This is a genomic window from Flavobacterium sp. (assembly GCF_043756175.1).
Lineage (GTDB): Bacteria > Bacteroidota > Bacteroidia > Flavobacteriales > Flavobacteriaceae > Flavobacterium.
Genome location: NZ_JAYURN010000170.1, coordinates 1 through 20,227, shown reverse-complemented (window position 1 = coordinate 20,227; position 20,227 = coordinate 1). Strand labels below are relative to the sequence as shown.

The following is a 20,227-nucleotide window of genomic DNA, read 5'->3' as shown; positions in this document are numbered from 1 at the left end:
AAAGATATAGCTGAAAACCCGACCCCGCCATTAAAAGCGGGGTCACGCTCAAGTTTTTATGCTACATTGACCACCGTTTCTATTTGTGGTGCATATTTTTTGATTGTGGTTTCTACACCAGCTCGCATGGTCATTTGACTTACGCTGCATGAAGTACAAGCACCTTGCAAACGTACTTTTACGTGTTTAGAGTCCTCGATTGAAACCAATGCAATATCTCCACCATCGGAATTCAAAAAAGGTCTGATTTCTTCTAGTGCTTTTTCTACGTTTAATATTAATTCTTCTGGTGTCATAATTTAGACTACTTAGATTATTAGATTTTTAGACTGTTAGATTTTCAGATTTCTTAGTTCGTCTAAGTTGTCTAAAAATCTAAATGGTCTATTTTTTTACTGCTGAACAACCAGCCATTGTAGTAATTTTAATTGCTTCGGTAGCGGGTAAGTTTTCGTTTCTAGCTACGGTTTCTCTCACTACATTTCTTGTTACTTCTTCGAAAATTGTTTCAATTATTGATGCAGTTTGCAATGCTGCAGGACGACCGTAATCTCCTGCTTCCCGAATGCTTTGTACTAATGGAATTTCTCCCAAAAATGGCACTTGTAAATCTTCTGCAAGATTTTTTGCACCACCGTTTCCGAAGATGTAATATTTGTTGTTTGGTAACTCTTCTGGAGTGAAATATGCCATGTTTTCTATAATTCCTAAAACAGGAACATTGATACTGTCTGACAGGAACATTGATACTCCTTTTTTAGCATCGGCCAACGCAACTGCTTGCGGTGTGCTTACCACAACTGCACCAGTTATAGGCAATGATTGCATGATCGATAAGTGAATATCTCCTGTTCCTGGTGGTAAATCGATTAACATGAAATCTAATTCCCCCCAAGCTGCATCGAAAATCATTTGATTTAATGCTTTCGCAGCCATTGGTCCACGCCAAATAACGGCTTGACTTGGTGCTGTAAAAAATCCTATAGATAGTATTTTAACTTCAAAACTCTCGACAGGTTTCATTTTCGATTTTCCGTCAACTTCTATAGAAATAGGTTTTTCGTTTTCGACATCGAACATAATTGGCATACTTGGTCCGTAAATATCAGCATCTAAAACACCAACTTTAAAACCCATTTTTGCCAATGTTACGGCTAAATTAGCTGTAACGGTCGATTTTCCTACGCCTCCTTTTCCAGAAGCTACGGCAATAATATTTTTGATTCCAGGAATGGCTTTTCCTTTTATTTCGTTTGCTTTTTCAGCGGTTTCGACCTTTATGTTTACTTTTACTTTGGCTGTAGCCAAAAAAGTGTCTTGTATGAGTTTACGGATATCGTCTTCTGCACGTTTCTTAATGTGCATCGCTGGTGTAGAAAGCACTAAATCGACCACAACTTCGTCGCCAAAAGTGATTACATTAGTTACAGCGCCACTTTCGACCATATTTTTTCCTTCGCCTGCTATAGAAATGGTTTCTAAAGCTTTGAGTATTTCTTTTCTATCTAATTTCATATCGTATCTCTTGTCTTTATTCAGACTGATTTTAGATTGCAAAGATAGTGAAGAAGTTACATAATGACAAAGTTAAAGAGTCGTAAAGTTTTGATAATTATTATTGAAAATACTAGAAACAAAAAAACCGTCTCATTGTAATAATGAGACGGTTTTTATTTAATCTTTAATTTCCATTCCTTGGTTGTCATTAAAATGATACTCAAGGTACGTGTAAGAATCACGTGGAATAATTTTTATCCATTTTTTATATTCAAAAAACCATTTTGAACGTATGGATGGATACCCTTTTACAAGGTAAGCAGCTATAAAAGGGTGTACGTTAAGTACTACTTTTTTATGCAACTTTATAATTCTTTCTAAATCGGAAGCAATTCTGTCAATGATTAAAATAGGCGCTTCAATGTCACTATTTTCATTATTAGGATTCTCTTCACGAGTTTCAATATTTACCTCTGGTCTAACTCGTTGTCTAGTAATTTGTACTATCCCGAATTTACTAGGAGGCAATATTTTGTGTTTTGCTTTGTCGTCACTCATTTCTTCTCTTAAGAAATCGAACAGTACTTTGCGATTGTCTGGATTAGACATATCTATAAAATCGACGCATATAATACCACCCATATCTCGCAAACGCAATTGTCTTGCTACCTCGGCAGCCGCAATCATGTTTACTTCGAGAGATGTATCTTCCTGATTGGTCGCTTTGTTCGAGCGGTTTCCGCTGTTTACATCAATCACGTGCATGGCTTCGGTGTGCTCGATAATAAGGTAAGCACCTTTGCTCATGGATACGGATTTACCAAACGAGGTTTTTATTTGTCTTTCGATACTGTATTTTTCAAAGATTGGAGTGTCTTTCGACTGATAAAGCTTTACCATAGATTCTTTACTAGGAGCAATTTGTTGAATGTACTCTTTCGTTTCGTTAAACAGTTCTTCGTCATCTATAATAATTCCGCTAAAAGTATCATTAAAAACATCTCTTAATATTGATGATGCTCTGTTGAGTTCTCCTAACACTTTTGATGGATGATTGGCTGTTGGTATTCTTTTGCACATTGATGTCCATTTGTCCATCAAGTTTTGCAAGTCTTTGTCTATTTCTGCAACTTTTTTGCCTTCTGCTACTGTACGAACAATAACACCGAATCCTTTTGGTTTGATAGATTGTACAAGACGTTTTAGTCTGTCTTTTTCTTCTTTAGAATCTATTTTTTGAGAAATAGAAACTCGGTCTGAAAATGGCACTAAAACAATAAATCTTCCGGCAAGAGAAAGCTCTGAGCTTATTCTTGGTCCTTTAGTAGATATTGGTTCCTTGACTACTTGTACAAGAATTGATTGATTAACGGCAACTACATCAGTAATTGTTCCATCTTTATCAATTTCTTTATCAAATTGGAAACTTTTTAAGGAGAAATCTTTTATTTTACCTGTTGTTACAAGTTTTATGAATTTCAGTTGTGAAGCGAGATTAGGTCCTAAATCATGATAATGCAAAAAGGCATCTTTTTCGAAGCCTACATTTACAAAAGCAGCATTAAGACCAGCAACTGGTTTTCTTATTTTGGCTATAAAAATATCGCCAACTTGAAAATTGCTTGTTTCTTCTTCTTTGTGTAATTCAATTAGTTTTCCATCTTTTAATAAGGCAAAATCTACAGCGTCAGAACTAGATCTAATAATCAATTCTTTATTCATGTGTAAATTTTTATCTGCATTTTTTAGATAATAGACAATAGATTGAAAGATAATAGATTTAAAAAAATCTAGAATATTACAATCTGTAATCTAAAATTAAACTAGTACAGATGGATTAAACATTACAGGTTTTACCTGGGAGAAAGTAGATTTTTAGATAAAAAATATTCTAGATAACAAACTTTTGTCTTTTATCTATTCGTCTTTTATTTATTTGCCTTTTTCTCAATTTCAATGAACGTTTAAAAAGAAAAAAGTAGTTTAAAACTACTTTTTCTTTTTGTGACGGTTAGCTCTAGCACGTTTTTTACGTTTGTGCGTTGCTACCTTATGTCTTTTTCTTTTTTTACCACTTGGCATAATGTGTAGTTTTATTGATTAATAATTTATTTTGTTGTTTCATTATTTGTTTTAACTCCTTCTACGAATACTTTAGCTGGCTTAAATGCTGGAATATTGTGAGCTGGAATTTTAATCGTTGTATTTTTAGAAATATTTCTTCCTGTTTTTTCAGCTCTAGTTTTTACAATAAAACTTCCGAAACCTCTTAAGTAAACATTATCACCAGTTTCTAATGAATTTTTCACTTCTTCCATAAAAGTTTCTACTGTAGCCTGTACATCTCCTTTTTCTAGTCCTAATTTCTCTGAAATTTTCGCTACGATATCTGCCTTTGTCATATTAATACGTAATTAAGTTTATGTAATTTTTTGAGGTTGCAAATATATAAATTAAATAAACAATATTTCAAGCTAATTGATTAAAATTTAATCACATAAAATTTTATTTTTGCTAACCAAATAATTTCAATGAATTTTAGCAAAACATTAACCACGTGGTATCTAGAAAATAAGCGCGATTTACCATGGCGAAAAACAACCAATCCTTACTGTATTTGGTTGTCTGAAATCATGCTGCAACAAACTCGAGTAGCGCAAGGTTTACCTTATTATGAGGCTTTTACGAAGGAATTTCCAACAGTTTTCGATTTGGCTAATGCCAACGAAGAACAAGTTCTGAAACTTTGGCAAGGCTTGGGATATTATTCTCGTGCTCGAAATTTGCATGCTACAGCGAAACATATTGCTCATGATTTGAACGGAATTTTTCCGCCAGATTATAAAAATTTACTCAAATTAAAAGGAGTTGGAGAGTATACAGCAGCTGCAATTGCTTCTTTTTCTTATAATGAAGTAGTTCCTGTTGTAGACGGAAACGTTTTTCGGGTGCTTTCTCGTTATTATAATGTGGAAACTGACATTGCATCGGCGAAAGCCAAAAAAGAATTCACACTTTTGGCTCAAGAAGTAATTTTAAAAGATAATCCAGCCTTGTTTAACCAAGCTATTATGGAGTTTGGCGCTTTGCAATGTGTTCCTAAAAATCCAAATTGCGACATTTGCCCTTTAAATGAAAGTTGCGCTGCACTTTCTTTGAAAAAAGTTGGTGAGTTGCCTTTGAAAATTAAGACATTGAAAGTAAAAAATCGGTTTTTGAACTATCTATATATATTAGATAACAAGAACAAAACGACAATCAACCAACGTACGACTAAAGGAATTTGGCATAACTTATATGAATTCCCTTTGGTTGAAACCGAAATATTTGAAGCGGACGAGGTTATTTTAGAATTAATTCGCAATAAATTTGATGACATTTCCGAAATATCTCTAATGGAAACGGAAACAATAAAGCACAAACTGACGCACCAACATTTGCATATTAAATTTTGGAAAATTAAAAGAAAAATTACGCTAGAAAACGGTCTTGATTTTGAAAGTTTAAATAAATTTCCTTTTCCTATTGTGCTTCACAATTTTATCGAGAATAATAGGTTTTAATTAAAATGCCTTATCTTTGATACTCTCAAATGAAATCACAATGAATGGAACGTTAAATAAGGTCATGTTAATAGGTCATCTTGGAGAAGATGTTAAAATGCATTATTTTGAAGGAGGCAATTGCATCGGGAGATTTCCGTTGGCAACAAATGAGATTTATATTAACAAATCGACCAACGAAAAAATCACATCGACCGAATGGCACAATGTGGTGGTGCGTAACAAAGCTGCAGAAATTTGCGAAAAATACTTGTCTAAAGGCGATAAAATATATTTAGAAGGTAGAATAAAATCACGCCAATGGCAAGCTGAAGACGGAACAACAAAATACACAACCGAAATTCAAGTAACGGAGTTTACATTTTTGAATACTAAAAAAGATTCTGAAAATGTAAAAACCACTTCTGAAGCGCCAAAAACAACAAGTTTCGATTCGACTATAGAAAATGATTTGCCTTTTTAAAACCCAAACAATGCTTAATAAATATTTTACTTTTCTTTCATATATTGCAATTACAGCTGCTATAGTTGGTTGTAAAGATGATGTTTTACCAAAACCTAAAGCTTATTTGAGTTTAGATTATCCAAAGCCAAATTATTCAAATTTTGATAAAACATGTGGTTATAGTTTTCAATACAATACAATTGGAAAAGTTGTAGACAAAGGAAATTGCAATTTCGACATCGATTATCCCAAACTAAAAGCAACAGTTTATTTGAATTACAAACCAGTAAAGAACAATATAAAAGAGCTGTTGCGAGATGCTCAAAAATTAACTTATGAACATGTTATAAAAGCGGATGGAATTAGCGAACAACCTTATGCTAATAAAGAAAGAAAAGCGTACGGAATGTTTTATGAAGTAGTCGGAAATGCAGCTTCTCAATCGCAATTTTATTTAACCGATAGTACTAAACATTTCCTTGTAGGTTCTGTTTATTTTTATGCAAAACCCAATTATGATTCTGTATTGCCAGCAGCGGATTATATAAAAAATGATTTACGAATTTTGATGGAAAGCTTAAAATGGAAATAAAAATTAGAATTTTAATATCATTTTATTTTTGATGATATTGTAAGAATATATTTGTGGTTTGTTAAAAGAAGTTTTTTTATTAACCAAAGTTAGTTACTTTTCTTTAAATCCGCTACGGCATTTTCATAAACTGCTTTAATAAAATTTTGAGTTACTCTTCTAATTTTAAAAAATCCTAAAGCAATTATTAAACTAACTTTAGTTATTTTGTGCTTCTATCGGATTAGTTAATTATAAATCGCTGACCTGACAAACCAAAATTAGAGGGCAAGCTAATTTGATGAATAATTCAAAGATTCAATTTTAAATAAGAAAGTCTGGCTATTTAGCCAGACTTTCTTATTTAAAATTGAATTTATTATCGTTTCAAAGCAAAATTACCTTTTACATTTTTCCCATCTTCAAACTCAATATTATACCAATAATCGGTTGCTGGTAATGGAGTTCCATTATATGTTCCATTCCAACCTTGGTCTAAAGGGGAAATTTGTTTGATTAATTTTCCGAAACGGTCAAAAATAGTAATAATTGTTTTTGCATTAAATGAAGGGGTTACACCTCCGACATTCCAATAATCGTGAATTCCATCACCATTTGGTGTAAAATATTTAGGAATTCCCAATACATTTATTTCTTGCGGAACAGTACCACAACCATTTAAATCTTTAATATAAACTTTATGTATTCCTGCTGAAACATTTGTAAAAATATTGCTTTCCTGGAACGGACCATAAGGTTCGTCGATACTATAAACGTAATCTCCAGGACCAGTAACATTTACGGTAACGGTATTGTTATCTGCTAAATCGATAATAGTTGGCGATAAAAGCGAAGCCATATCTGAAGCTACAACCGTTATGGTTCTTGTGCTAGGACAACCTTCAGGGATAGTTTTTACAACAACAGTATAAATTCCTGCTTGGTTTATTCCTAAAGGGTTGTTATCAGTTAGTGTATAATGAGATTCGCCAATAATTTTCACGTTGTCTTTAAACCATTCGTAAGTATAATTAGTGGGAGATGTTCCGTCATTGATGCCAGCGTCTAATATGATATATAAAGAAGATGAATTTTGGCAAATAACTCCAGTATCCACTAAATTGATATTTGGGATTTTATTTACTTTAAATTCAATATCAACTGTTGCTACAGGACAAAGAGTTCCTGTAATTGTGCTAGTTACAACTGCTTTAATTGTTCTAGATGTAGTTTTAAAAGTATTAGGAAATGGACTTACAATTGGATTTCCAGAAAAATCTAACAAAGGATTTCCTAGACTGTCAAAATAGGTAATTGAAACATTCGTTTGCGAACCTTTTATATCACTTTCTAAATTTGGTGTAATAAAATTGAAAATTCCATCTTGTTTTGTAGGATCAGCTTCATCATCACATACTGTTCTTATGTCTGTAAAAGTTAATGGAAATATTGGTGTTGCAGTTGGTAATTTATCAACTGTAAAGACAATAAGTTTTTCGTCATAACATTTTTGAGCTGTAATATTTGTTACTACTGCTTTTATTGTTTTTGATGTTGTTGAAAAACTATTTGGAAATGGACTTGTAATTAAAACTCCATTAGAATCTCTTAACGGCGCATTTGTAGCATTGTCAAAATATGTTATAATAACTGGATAGGTTTGATTACTTCCTTTTAACGTGTTTTCTAAACCAGTTGTATTGAAATTATATATTCCATCTTGAATGTTCAGGTCGTTATCACATTGTCTGAATTCTGGAACGGGATTTGCAAATGGTAATTTCTCTACAGAAAGTTTTATAAATGGACCAAAACCACTACAAGTGGCAAGTAGATTATTATTTACTCTTACCCAGATGTCTTGTGTATTTACAATATCATTTCTGAAATTTGCATATTCAGTAGGTAATATTGCTAATGAATTACCATTAATGTCATTTTGTGCTAATGCATCGGCCTCATTACGATAGTATTTTATATTATAATTAGTTAGCGGTGGAGGTAATTGAGCTTCAACATCTGCCATAGCCAATAACAAGTTGAAACTGCTAATACCGTCTCTTTTGTTAATTTCTGGATTTCCTGATACCGTTCCATTTTTGGCCAAAGTGTCATCGCAAACAGGCGGTACTGTATAACTATATGTTAGTGGTATTTGTGATGGAGAAGTTATCAACGTTAATTGAGCCGTTCTAAAACATCCTTTTGTATTAGTAACTCTTGCCCAGACTAACATAGGTGATGTTGTATTTGGGAATACAGTATAATCTGAAATTAAATCTGTTGCTCCTCCAGCAATTGCTCCTGATGGCGAAGTATAATAAGTAAATACTTCGGTAGTAATTAGTGTTGGGCTTAATATTTCATTGTTTTTGTCGGTTAAATCAAATAAAGTTTTAAAATCTAAATCATCATCACACTGAATAATTGTTACATCATTTACAACAGGCAAAGGATAAACAGTAAGTGTTGCATCTGCCGAAAGTAATCCGCAAGAATTACCTACTTTGTTTAGTTGCACTCTGTATTTATAACCATCAAAAGTAAAAGGAACAGCTGTTATTGTTAATGTGTTTGTTGTTGCTCCAGAATAAGGTGCTACGTTCGTAACATTAGACCAAGTTAGACCATTATTAGTAGATACTTGCCATTGGTAAGTGTTCCCGCCATTATCTACAAGTGTGATTGTCACATTTTGTAGGTTACAAGTTGGTGCAATTGTAGGTTGTGTTGTAATTGTAATGGGTGCAAAAGTTATACAATTTGCATTTGGTATGATATAGGCAGATGCACTGGTTACTAAACCATTTGCATTTACTGTAGGTGGAGCAGTTGGTCCAAATAAGCCATCACCATTAGCGTCTGCCGTTCCAGTAGGATAACCAGCTTCTTCAACATCTAAACATAAATCGTTGTCAGAGTCTAATTCTCTGTAATTTTTTATTCCATCACCATCAGTGTCTGTTGGCCCTTCGTTTGAATCTGTAATTCCGTCATTGTCTGAATCAGAATCTAAGTAATCAGGAACTAAATCTCCATCAGTATCTACTGGAGCAAATCCAGGCTCGAATGCATTGTCAAGTCCATCAAGATTTGTATCGGTATTTGAAATAGCAACCGAAGCATTTACTTGCGCTTCAATTATATCTAAAATTCCGTCTCCATCACTGTCAATATCTAAAGAATCTGGTATGTTGTCAGCATCAGTGTCTTTATATAAACAAGTTGCAACTAGTTTGAATGTTGATTTGTTTCCAGCTGAGTCTGTAAGATTTTTGTGGGTGATTTTGAAACTAGCTGTTTGAAAAGATTGGAAACTAAAGGTTCCTGTTCCTGCTGCTAGAGGTACTGTACCGTTTAATCTAAATCTAATTTCGAAAGAAGAATATTGGGTTACGCCACTTTCGTAAATTCCGTCATAATTAGTGTCTATTAATAATTGATTTGTAGGATTCAAAACAGTTACGCTTTTATTAACATCAGAATTTACAATATATTCAGCATTTGCATTTAGTAAATCGCTTGTATTCGCTGTAGTTGGATATTCTAGTTTAATATTTGTCGGTTGCGAAAAATCAAGATTATATACCACATTATATCCTTTTCCTGCCAATACTTCGGTGATAAAACTACCATCGGTATTTCCTAAAAATGGAGTAGGAGCTGCAGGAGTTGTATTGGTTACTGTTCCTGTATAAGTAATTGTACTTTGCGGAATTGTAATTGTATTACCTGGAAGAAGTGTGTTTATGATTTGATTTCCAAAAGATTCGGTGCAATTTGTTATTCCATCGTTATCTAAATCAATATCAATATTGTCATTTGCAACATCATTATCACCATTTGTGGGACAAGAACTCACAGGAGTTTTGTCTGAAATTAATGGTGGTGATGGACATGTAGATATTGATGCTTGTACATTATAATAACCCGGTTGTGTTGGCAAATATTGATTTGTTGTTGCACTGGGAATAGCAACATCATTAAAATACCATTGAAAAACATCGAAAGCAGTAATACTACTCACGGTTAAACTTGCATTTGGAATACAGTTTAACTGGCCAGCTATCAGAATTTGTTGCGTTACTTCTGGTTTGAAAGTAAATCCTGAATAAAAACCACCATAGGTTGCTGCACCGCTAGAACCATAATATGATAAGTAAACAGATTTTGTAGATAAAACCGAAACGTTTCCTGTAAGTCCTACAAATTCATAAGTTACATAATTAGTATTTCCTGTAACAGTATTTGGCCCACTTATGCTAATTCCGGCAGGAAGTGTCGCTATTGTGTATGTTGTTCCGTCAATAATAAAATTTAATGTAGCACCAACTTCTGTAACAATATCTACAGTCCCATTAAAACGAGGGTCGCTACCAACTTGATTGATAAACGGTATGTTATTAATAATCTTTGGTGTTTCACAACTTAATGGTGGTACAAAATGCATGTTTTGGTTGGCATAACTAGGGCTTCCAAATTGATCGGCTCCACCAATAGCTTGATATACAAACACATTTTTAGTTGTACGAAGAAATAAGTTGTTATTTGCTGTAAAATGAGTACCATTAAAATCGACATAATCACCAGCTTGTAATGTTGTGAATGGAGTTGCGCTACCATTTATAAATACTTCGGTATTGTTTTCGTGAGCTATTACAACCGGTCTTTCTATTTCATCAAAACCACTACCTTTTACTAAAATGTATTCTTTCCCTGTCCGCTCGGCAGAAACTATTTGATCAAGACCAAAATCTAAATTTGGAGTTGGGCTATTACTACCAGCAATCGAACCACAGTTTACCGCTATTGGTTTGTTCGAAGTAATTAATGCTCCTATTAAACCATCTGCATTTGCTGCATTTGGTCCTTGTACAGCGATTGCAAAACTCTGTCCGCTATTTAATGTGATATTTGCAGGAGAATTACCAGCGCCTGCATTATTAACTAAAGTAACTCCTGGTGCAATATCCGAAAATGAAATGGTTGTATTGTTTTCTGTTGCTAATATGGTTGCAAAAGTGTAATAATTATTTGTATAATTCGGAGTATCTTTGTTTAAAAAACCACCAATTCTAAATTGGGTTCCTAATGCAGCAAGACCTTTAGAAACTATACTTCCAGCATGATTTGTAGCGGCTATTCTTACAGATGCATACACTAGGTCTTCAGCTTCAATAACATAACCTTTGTTATTTAAAATTGTATTTGCTTGCGATTGATCAATTAAAATTTGAGAATTTGAACTACTTCCGATATCTAAAACATAAGGAGTGTCTCTAGATACTGTTCCGTTTATAGCTGTTCCACCTAATGGGATTATTCTGAAATTTATGGGCGTCAAACTAGGACAAGAAATATATAAAAACTGTGCAAATGGCACTTGTGTATTAGAATTTGATACAGGCGGAATATAATGTGTCTTACTAAATTGAGAAAAACCATTAAAACTTAAAAATAACGCTAATAATAAAAATTTTGCTTTCATAGGGATTTTTACAGAAATTCCCCAAAAGTAGTTAATTATCTCTTAAGTGTGAAGTGACTTTTTACTGTTTTATTGTTAAAAAGTGTTAAAACGAACCAATAATCGCCAGAGGGTAAGTTTATTCCGTTGTAAGTTCCGTTCCAGCCAGGAGAATTTGAGTCTATTTGTTTTAGTAATTTACCAAATCTATCAAATATATTTATGGTAGAATTTGGTTTGGTTTTAATGTTTTTTATCACCCAAGTATCGTTTATTCCATCCCCATTAGGTGTGAAAAATTTAGGATAATCTAATACGTAAATTGTTTTAAAAGGTGTTGGTAAACAGCCATTTTTGTCTCTGACTGAAATGGTGTATTCTCCAGCCAATACATTATAAAATTGAGGACTGTCTTGATATATTTTTCCATCTATCGAGAACTCATAATCGCCACCATTATCTGTATAAGTAATGGTTATATTATTATTGTTTCCTGTGAGGTCATTTATAAGAGCATCTATATTTGTAGCTGGTGCCGAAAGATTTACAATAAATTTTTTAGTTGCTTTACATCCATTTGCATCTGTAACTTCTACCGAATAATTACCAGCAGTAAATACTTCAGTCTCAAAATCAGCATCACCATTGTTCCATGTGTAGCTTGAGAAAACTGGATCAACATTTAAAAAAACAGATGATCCTTGGCACAAACCAATAGTTTTGTCTTCAAAATTAGCAGGTTTTAAAAAATTGACTTTCAACGTTACTTCAACAATTCCGTTACAATCAGGACCATTAACAATTCGGGCAAAAATGGTTTCTTCGTTAGGAATTACATTCGGGTAATTATTTGGTAACGGACTATTTTGAATTATCGCATTGTTTATGGTAGCATAATATTCTACTAATAATCCTGGAGCAATATTAGGAGTGATTTCAGCATTTAAATCAAAAGTAGTTTTTCCGTCTTTGACTCCTACTTCATCACATTTTTCACGTAAATAAGGTAAATTGACTGTGTTGTCAATTTGTAATGTCACTTGCGCAATGCTTTTACATCCAAAAGAATTAGCTACTTCGGCAAAAATGGTTTTAGGAATACTAGAATATCTTGATGGATTTGGAATTGCGGCACCTCCAATAGTTTCGTAATACATTACAACACTTAATGTAGTGTCATTTGGATTTTTGATCAAATTATCGAGTTTGTTAAGATTAAAAATGGTGCTTCCATCATTATTATCATCACATTGTACTAATGTTTGATTTATTAATACAGGTAAAGTAGCAAATTGTATCTTCACTTTTCCTTTTGAAATACAAGCGCCATTTATGGTAACTTCGACTGAATACTCTACGACTGCTGTGTTTGTATTATCAGTAATCGGAAATGTTGGTGATGTTATACCAGTATCAATCCCATCTTTAAACCATTTGTAGGTATTTGTTCCAGTTTGTGTTGCGTTTAGCGTTATGTTTTCTCCTGAACAATATGCATTATTAGTAGATACTAAGTGGTTAATTCCTAAATCTGTAGCGCTTTCAAAACTACCTCCACCTAAAAATATTGCCGAATCGTATAAATTATTTCCTTGATCGGCGATTACTAATTTTATGTGATAGGTTGTGCCAGAAATTACATCTGCTTCGGCTTTCATAATTACGGTTTGTCCATTGAAATTTGTAGGATGATCTGTACCATTGAAAGCATCAAAATAAGCTTCATTTGCTGTCGAGCAACGGGTGCCAGAACCTCTCACATTATTTACAGTAACAGGAATTGATGTTCCTGGAACAATAGCTAAATTTTTGTAAGTACTACTTCCTAAAGGTTTTAATAAAAAAGCAAAACCATCGGTATAACCACACTGTGATGCTGATGGATTTGATAAATATTGTTCGGAAGAAAAAATATAATCAAAACTAATTTTATTGGTAATGGGCGTAAAATCGAATTCTAAAACCGTTGCATTTATTGTATTAGAAACACCTAATGCGCTTTCCAAATCGGAATCTCCAACCCAATCGCCGTTTCCGTCACTTAATATACTTGAATTTGGCCCAATTGCCGATGTTGACTTTCCGGTGCTTAATACAATTCCGTTTGCGAAAGGAAAGCGACTTGTACTTTTGTCAAAAAAACCAAAACTTTGTTCCGATGTTCCAAAATTTCCTCCAGAAACGCTAATGTTATCTACAGTTGCACAGCCACCACCTGAAAAAAAATTTCGTACTAATTGTGTTGCGGTGTATGTATCATCTACCTGAATATACTGTGCAAAAGTGTTTCCTGACAATAATAAAGTAACACTAAAAACAAGGATTTGGAGTCTTAATTTCATAGACTGCAAATATACTACAAATCTCGTTTTTTAAGAATTTTATAAGACATTAACATAAATATAACAGTCCATGTTAAAACAATGAGAATTGCAGAAAAATGAACGCTATAATCTTTAATGTCATTAACACCAATTTGTGTGCCAATGGTTTTGATGACTGATAATCTTGAGAATGGTTCAACAATTAGATTAGACATAGCTTCTAATGGGAAAAATTGCGTGATATTTTGAGCAATATTATTATCAGGAAAAATTTTGAAAGTTAAAATTCCTTTGGCTATTCCTTCAACAATATTCCATACAAATAAAAAGCCTATCGCAAAAGCAGAACGTTTTACAAAAATCCCTAAAAATAAACAGAAAGAGAAAAAACCAACCAATTTCACAAAAAAGGCTAAAATATATTCTAAATCTGAAAATACAATTCCCAATTCTGTATAAGATGAGAAACTATAACCAAGGATTAAACTCATTACAAAAACAAAAATAGTAGAGCATAGAGCAAATAATACAACAGTTAGAAATTTAGATAAAATAAATTCTTTCTTGCTCATTCCATCAATGAGGTTTTGTTTTAATGTGCCATAACTATATTCATTTGCCATCATAGAAACGATTACAATGGCTAAGAAAAACTTTAATATTGCAGCAACATAAGTATTAAAATGCCAAATGAAAGGGAAGTTGAAAATCCCCATTTCGGCAAGATTTAATTTAAAAATCCCTAAATCAAATTTGATTGATGCTATTAATGCGATAAAAGAAAGCAAAACAAAATAAGTTATTGTCAAGACTCGACTGGCTTTATTTTTCCGGATTTTTTGTAATTCTATAGATAATAATCTTTTCATTTTTTATTTAGGATTTGAGAATTGGGAATTAGGATTTTTCGAATCAAAATTCTTATTGCTATTGACTTTTGTTATTGATTAGCCGTTAATTCTAAAAATTGTTCTTCTAAACTAACTTTTCGTTTTACAAGGTGTTCTAAACTAATATTTTTGTCAAATAAATATTTGTTTAAATCTGCTGCTTCCAGATTTCCTTTCAAGTAGACTAAAACTTTTCCTTCTTCTTCAACTACTTTTTCAATAGCTGGATGATTTATTAAAACTGATTTTAAAATTGGATGATTGTTAGATTTCAATTCAAAAAATCCTTCGTTACTGGTCATTCCGTCTACAGTTCCAGAATATAGCATTTCGCCTTTTCGTAAAACCAAAACATGAGTACATACCTTTTCGACTTCATCGAGCAAATGAGAGGCTAACAAAATCGTCGTTCCTTGTGATGCAATATGCTTAATAATATCACGAATTTGGTGAATTCCTTGTGGGTCTAAACCATTTGTAGGTTCGTCTAGAATTAAAATTTCTGGATCGTTAAGTTGGGCAGAAGCGATAGCCAAACGTTGTTTCATTCCCAATGAAAAAGTACTGAATTTACTATCTTTTCTTTCCATTAATCCAACTAATTCAAGTTTTTCTTGAACTTTAGTATAATTAATGTTCTTAATTTTGCAAACCAATTCTAAATTTTCTTTCGCCGTCATATAAGGGTAAAAGTTGGGTCGCTCGATAATGGCTCCTACTTTTTTTAGCGCTTCGTGCGTTTGCATTTTTCCGCCAAACCAGCTATATGTTCCCGAAGTTTTGTTAACCACGTTCAAAACAATTCCCAATGTTGTCGATTTCCCAGAACCATTAGGTCCCAAAATCCCGTAAACATTGCCTTTATGAATTTCTAGTGAAAGGTTTTTTACGGCATGCACATATTTGTTGTAAACTTTGTTGAGGTTGGTAATTGTATGAATGGTTTCCAAAACTGTTTATTTTTTGATTGATTTAAGTAAGACGAAAGAGTTAGTAATTTGTTACAAACAAAAATCCCCAATAAAAATTGAGGATTGTATTTATGTTATTTCTACTAAACTTGAAGTTCTCTCTGTAATTAGTTTTCCAATGGTTTCAAACTCGTTGGGTTTTACTTTTCTTACTTTAGATGTGGATTATGATTCTAATTTATTTTCAAGACTTCTTATTGATCTTCTTATAATTATCAAAAGAATTGTAATTAGTATCGTTATTATAATTCGGAGTATGTCTATGTTCAAAATTAGATTTGTGATTACTGATGTTATTCTTTTATTATCATTGTATTTACTATTTTAGATTTTGTGTGCAATTTTAAAATATAATTACCAGTTTTAAATTCACTCAAGTCTACTTTATTATCATTGATATAAATTGACTTTAAAATTCTACCATAAATGTCAATGATTTCTATTTTAACTACATCTTCGTTACCCTTACAAAACATATAATCTTTAACAGGATTAGGTGATAAGATAAAATCATTTGAATGAGAATTATCGTTTATTGATAATGAATTGTTTGAATTTATTTGAATTATTGTTGGTTTGTTGTCGTTTATACAAGCTCTTGAATTTGTAGCAATCGTAAACATTCCATTTTGTTCAATAGTTTTGTATGGGTGATTTCCGCTAGTAAATAAGTAATTTATTATTTTGCCACCTAAACCGAAATCTTGTTTTAAAGTACCGTCATCATTAAGTTTTAGTAAAAATGATTTTTCGAAACTATAATTACCCCATTGATATGTTGTTCCAGTTAATGTCACTTCATTTAACGATTTTTTTATTGAATACATTTTTGGAGAGCTATTACCACTTTCAATTTTTGTTAGAAACATTCCCTGATTTCCAAATGTAGCATCTGGTTGTTGGGTATTATTGTATTTACTTGTAAACATGTAATAATCTAATGTAGATGCGTTATAATTAAATGAACCTGAAACATAAATATTCTCATAGTCATCTAGGCAAAAAACATCTGGGCTGATATAATAACTGCTGTTGTTTATATTATCAATGAATAGCTTTCCATTAATACCAAAGTTAGTATCAACACTATTGTTGTTCAGATTAAATTTAGTTATATAATGCTGATTTCCGCTATTTATTTTTTTAAAAAGGGTATAAACAGCATTGTGGTTTGAATCAAACACTGAAAAATAGGTATCGTATTCTAAATAATTGTAATTAAATTTTAATATTCCATTATTTCCAAAAGAGGAAATTAAATTTCCATTTAAATCCAATTTTATAATAATGATATACTTATTTGGATTACTTGAAGTATAAGAATTATTGTTTCCAATTAGAATTATTTCATTATTTATTATTTCTACAGAATGAAAATCAATACTTTCTGATAAAAATGAATTATTTACATAGCCATTCACACCAAAACTATTTATTAAATTTCCGTTGATATCGGTTTTTGCTATAAAATTGCCCGGAAAAACTGAACTGTAATTATCAACAACCATTAAGAATTCATTATTCGGAGTTTTTCTTATAAAAGAATTGCTGTTGTCATTTAACTCCCCTCCACCAGAATATAAATTTAACGAACGAATACCATTTGTACCAAATGAAGGCACGATGTCACCATTAGTATCAAATTTAATTATACTATAATTCGAAAAACTGGTAAAAGCATAAAAATCATCATTTACATTTATTAAATCTCCAAAAACATACGAACCAATAGGTTGATTTACGCAAGTGTAGCCGTTCGTGCCAAAATTAGTATTAATAAACTGGGACTGACTATTTATGTTTTGTACTAAAAGAAAAGAAAGTATTACTGCAAATTGTTTAAATTTCATTTTTATTATCTAAAAATAATGTAGGTTAATAATTACAAATATAAAAAAATCCCAATCACTTTAAGTAATTGAGAGTTTTTATATTTATTTATGAAAACTATGATTTTTGCTCTTTATTAAAGTAAACCAAATAATAATACATTTGTTTTTCTTCGTCCCAGCCTTTTTCTACAAATTTTTCGGCACTTTCAGGATTGATAAAATCTAGTTTTATTTGAATATTGGTGTCCAAATTGATCACGTTTTTCATCGTTCTTCTTGCATCCGAAACAGCAGCGTTTGCAATAGGAAAGCTAGTTAAATCTTCTATGCTATATTTTTCACCTTTGTCTACTTTATAATTTTTGAATTCTGAAATTAAATCTGGATTGTCTATGACTTCGTTTAGAAAAACAGATTCTTCAAACTGATCATTTTTTGCAAAATGGTTTACAGCTCGATTCATAAACATCACTTCTTCTTTTTTGTCTTCGGCAGGAAAAACCACTTCTTTTGCAAAGTCTTGACAGAATTTTAAATATTTTTTAGTCTTAAAATTTTCGTCCTGAAAAGCATCTACAGATAGGAAATGTTCTAACCAATAACGTGCATCATAACGGTTACTGTCTACAGTAAGAATCTTATAACCGTCTTCTTTTTTGTAATTAAAAATCAAACAACCTTTGTCAAGCTTATTCAAATTAATTCCTTGTTGCAAAATCATTTCCAGTGTTGTTCCTTTTTCTTCAAACTGAAGGAAATCTGCTTTTAGTTCACTTTTAAAAATCCCTATAGCATCAACAACATTATTATCTATAGAAATATTGGTTAAATGTGTTACATAAACTTCCCCGTTTTTTATATGTGGATGGTTTGATTGTTCGAAAAGATGTTTGGTGATTTTTTTTGAAATGTCATGAGTTTTGCTTGGATTTTCAAAAATTTCGGCAGCAAATTTAAACATTTCGTTATATTCTAAATCTACTTCGTGCGCAAACTGAAAATAGTTTTCTTCCTTATCACGAAATGCTTTTAAGAAATATTCTTTTAGTAACGGCATGATTTCGTCGTTTAGCCCATAAGGATTTTCAGATAAAAACATCTCTTCGTTACGACTTACATTTCCTACACGATGTATAGATAAGCTTTCGATATGTGTGTTGAATAGATTAATCATATTTTTTTTTAAAGGTACAAAGGTGCAAAGGTGCTGAGGAAAAAAGCAGATAATTAAATTCTTTCTTTTATTTTTCTGATGAATGAACTTAGCATTCTCTCAATTTCTTTACTTTCTTCGTTTATTTTGTTAAATTGTATTTCGTTGATATATTTTAAATTGTACGCAATTTCTAATTGTGTTTGCATTTCGAAAAGAGAACTAATTCCTATGTTTAGGAATTTTAAATAATCTTTATTTCCATCTCTTCCATAACCTTCTGATATATTACTTGGAATAGAAATGGCACTTCTCCTATTTGTGATGTTAATCCGTAAATTTCTTCCTTAGGGAATGAATTCGTTAATTGGTATATCTCAGTTACTAAAGCCATAGATTTTTGCTAAATTAGTAAATCTCTAAATGTACTCATTTTTTATTTTTTTAAACCTTTGAATCTTTGCGCCTTTGTAACTTTGAACCTCAAACTCTAATTCCAATTCTCCTCAAACCCGTAATCTTCAAAACTATCATCACCGCTAAACATGTCTAAATCATCTTCATCTAAATCATCTTCAAATTCGTTGTAATTTTCCTCGTCTTCATCGGCTAGAAAGTTTTTTTCTCCAGAATCATCGGGCATTTCTCCATGCGAGAAAATAGTTTCGGGGTAAGTTGCTCCAGCAGATGATTCTTCAATCGAGGCCAGTTCTACTAGAAAAGTCCACATGTTTATAAAATCGTAAACATAAATTATCTTTCTGTTTTCCTTGTCTAAAATATCCGAAAGCAAGTAATCGCTCATGATTTTCATCTCGCCAAGTACATCGCCAGAATCAAAAAGCGAAATTTCATCTTCCTGATTCCATGTGTCATCGCAGGTATAAAAAGAGCCCACTTCCATTCCGTCGAAACCAAATGAATTGAAAATTGCATTGTGCAAATCTTCTAAAGTATCGTTGTCAAGTATTGCAATATCTCTAAAAACATCATCTTCATTGTCAAGAATTACTCTGAATTTGTAAACCATAATCGTATTTTTATTAAAGCATCAAAGGTAAAATATAAATTACGAATTATGAATTACAAATTACGATTTGTTGATAAGATTTTTTTGTATGAATACGAACTGTAAATAATCCAAAATAAAATACTTCCTTCAATTATTCTTTGAATTAATCCTTTGTAAGGAGAATCTAGATTAGCATTAAGAATCATCACAAATAGAAAACTTATTATAAAAACCAGATAACTTATGGTTGATAATTGAGCACCATTTTTCCATTTTCGAGAAGCAATACCGATAAGTATAATTGAAAACGGAACAATCATATAAGTTACGAATCCCATCGAATTATGAATAAACTGTGACAAACTTTGGTTTATAAATTGAGGATTACAACCAGCATCACAATTAAAAATGCTACATATAATAGTACCAAAACCGTATCCAAAACCTACTCCTATAAAACCTACTGTTTTTAGGGCGGATTTTGGTAATGCTTTTATTGAAA

15 protein-coding genes and 1 pseudogene are annotated in these 20,227 nt (G+C 31.9%); 3 read left to right on the top strand and 13 right to left on the bottom strand.

Annotated elements, in window-relative coordinates; translation table 11 throughout:
- Positions 1 to 56: 56 nt before the first annotated feature.
- From ACH2BP_RS13155 to ACH2BP_RS13140, 4 genes are all read right to left on the bottom strand, one after another.
- A complete protein-coding gene (locus ACH2BP_RS13155) occupies positions 57 to 296 on the bottom strand; it encodes a NifU family protein (RefSeq protein ID WP_395047566.1) in 240 nt (79 codons plus the stop codon).
- Positions 297 to 384: 88 nt separating this feature from the next.
- Positions 385 to 1,515, bottom strand: coding sequence for a P-loop NTPase (locus ACH2BP_RS13150; RefSeq protein WP_395060620.1), 1,131 nt, complete (start codon positions 1,513 to 1,515; stop codon positions 385 to 387).
- A gap of 159 nt (positions 1,516 to 1,674) precedes the next feature.
- Positions 1,675 to 3,219, bottom strand: coding sequence for an Rne/Rng family ribonuclease (locus ACH2BP_RS13145; RefSeq protein ID WP_395060618.1), 1,545 nt, complete (start codon positions 3,217 to 3,219; stop codon positions 1,675 to 1,677).
- A gap of 386 nt (positions 3,220 to 3,605) precedes the next feature.
- Positions 3,606 to 3,899 (bottom strand): HU family DNA-binding protein, encoded by a 294-nt coding sequence (locus ACH2BP_RS13140; protein WP_348076710.1) that lies wholly within the window; start codon positions 3,897 to 3,899, stop codon positions 3,606 to 3,608.
- Positions 3,900 to 4,028: 129 nt separating this feature from the next.
- Between ACH2BP_RS13140 and mutY the strand changes: the two genes are divergently transcribed.
- From mutY to gldD, 3 genes are read left to right on the top strand one after another with little or no spacing between them, the layout of a single operon-like run.
- Positions 4,029 to 5,060 carry an A/G-specific adenine glycosylase gene (mutY, locus tag ACH2BP_RS13135; protein WP_395060616.1) on the top strand — a complete coding sequence of 344 codons (1,032 nt, stop codon included), beginning with the start codon at positions 4,029 to 4,031 and terminating at the stop codon, positions 5,058 to 5,060.
- A 40-nt stretch (positions 5,061 to 5,100) separates the two neighbouring features.
- Complete coding sequence (locus tag ACH2BP_RS13130) at positions 5,101 to 5,523, top strand: single-stranded DNA-binding protein (protein ID WP_395060614.1); 423 nt, start codon at positions 5,101 to 5,103, stop codon at positions 5,521 to 5,523.
- 10 nt (positions 5,524 to 5,533) lie between these two features.
- Positions 5,534 to 6,097, top strand: coding sequence for a gliding motility lipoprotein GldD (gldD, locus tag ACH2BP_RS13125; RefSeq protein ID WP_395060612.1), 564 nt, complete (start codon positions 5,534 to 5,536; stop codon positions 6,095 to 6,097).
- 358 nt (positions 6,098 to 6,455) lie between these two features.
- Here gldD and ACH2BP_RS13120 read toward each other — a convergent pair whose 3' ends face one another.
- The 9 genes and pseudogenes from ACH2BP_RS13120 to ACH2BP_RS13080 all read right to left on the bottom strand — a co-directional run.
- Positions 6,456 to 11,564 (bottom strand): T9SS type B sorting domain-containing protein, encoded by a 5,109-nt coding sequence (locus tag ACH2BP_RS13120; protein ID WP_395060610.1) that lies wholly within the window; start codon positions 11,562 to 11,564, stop codon positions 6,456 to 6,458.
- Between the two features lie 35 nt (positions 11,565 to 11,599).
- The gene (locus ACH2BP_RS13115) at positions 11,600 to 13,885 is read right to left on the bottom strand and encodes a choice-of-anchor L domain-containing protein (protein ID WP_395060608.1); all 2,286 of its coding nucleotides are present in this window, start codon (positions 13,883 to 13,885) and stop codon (positions 11,600 to 11,602) included.
- Positions 13,886 to 13,899: 14 nt separating this feature from the next.
- The gene (locus ACH2BP_RS13110) at positions 13,900 to 14,736 is read right to left on the bottom strand and encodes an ABC transporter permease (protein ID WP_395060606.1); all 837 of its coding nucleotides are present in this window, start codon (positions 14,734 to 14,736) and stop codon (positions 13,900 to 13,902) included.
- Positions 14,737 to 14,807: 71 nt separating this feature from the next.
- Positions 14,808 to 15,707: an ABC transporter ATP-binding protein gene (locus ACH2BP_RS13105; protein ID WP_395060604.1), complete on the bottom strand. Its 900-nt coding sequence runs from the start codon at positions 15,705 to 15,707 to the stop codon at positions 14,808 to 14,810.
- Between the two features lie 314 nt (positions 15,708 to 16,021).
- On the bottom strand, positions 16,022 to 17,578 hold the full coding sequence (locus ACH2BP_RS13100) for a T9SS type A sorting domain-containing protein (protein ID WP_395060602.1): 1,557 nt from the start codon (positions 17,576 to 17,578) through the stop codon (positions 16,022 to 16,024).
- Between the two features lie 97 nt (positions 17,579 to 17,675).
- On the bottom strand, positions 17,676 to 18,734 hold the full coding sequence (locus ACH2BP_RS13095) for a nucleoid-associated protein (RefSeq protein ID WP_395060600.1): 1,059 nt from the start codon (positions 18,732 to 18,734) through the stop codon (positions 17,676 to 17,678).
- A 53-nt stretch (positions 18,735 to 18,787) separates the two neighbouring features.
- Positions 18,788 to 19,107 (bottom strand): annotated as a pseudogene (locus ACH2BP_RS13090) (four helix bundle protein).
- A 96-nt stretch (positions 19,108 to 19,203) separates the two neighbouring features.
- Positions 19,204 to 19,743, bottom strand: coding sequence for a hypothetical protein (locus ACH2BP_RS13085; protein ID WP_395060598.1), 540 nt, complete (start codon positions 19,741 to 19,743; stop codon positions 19,204 to 19,206).
- A gap of 53 nt (positions 19,744 to 19,796) precedes the next feature.
- On the bottom strand, positions 19,797 to 20,227 hold a 431-nt coding region (locus tag ACH2BP_RS13080; RefSeq protein ID WP_395060596.1), incomplete at its 5' end, for a DUF998 domain-containing protein.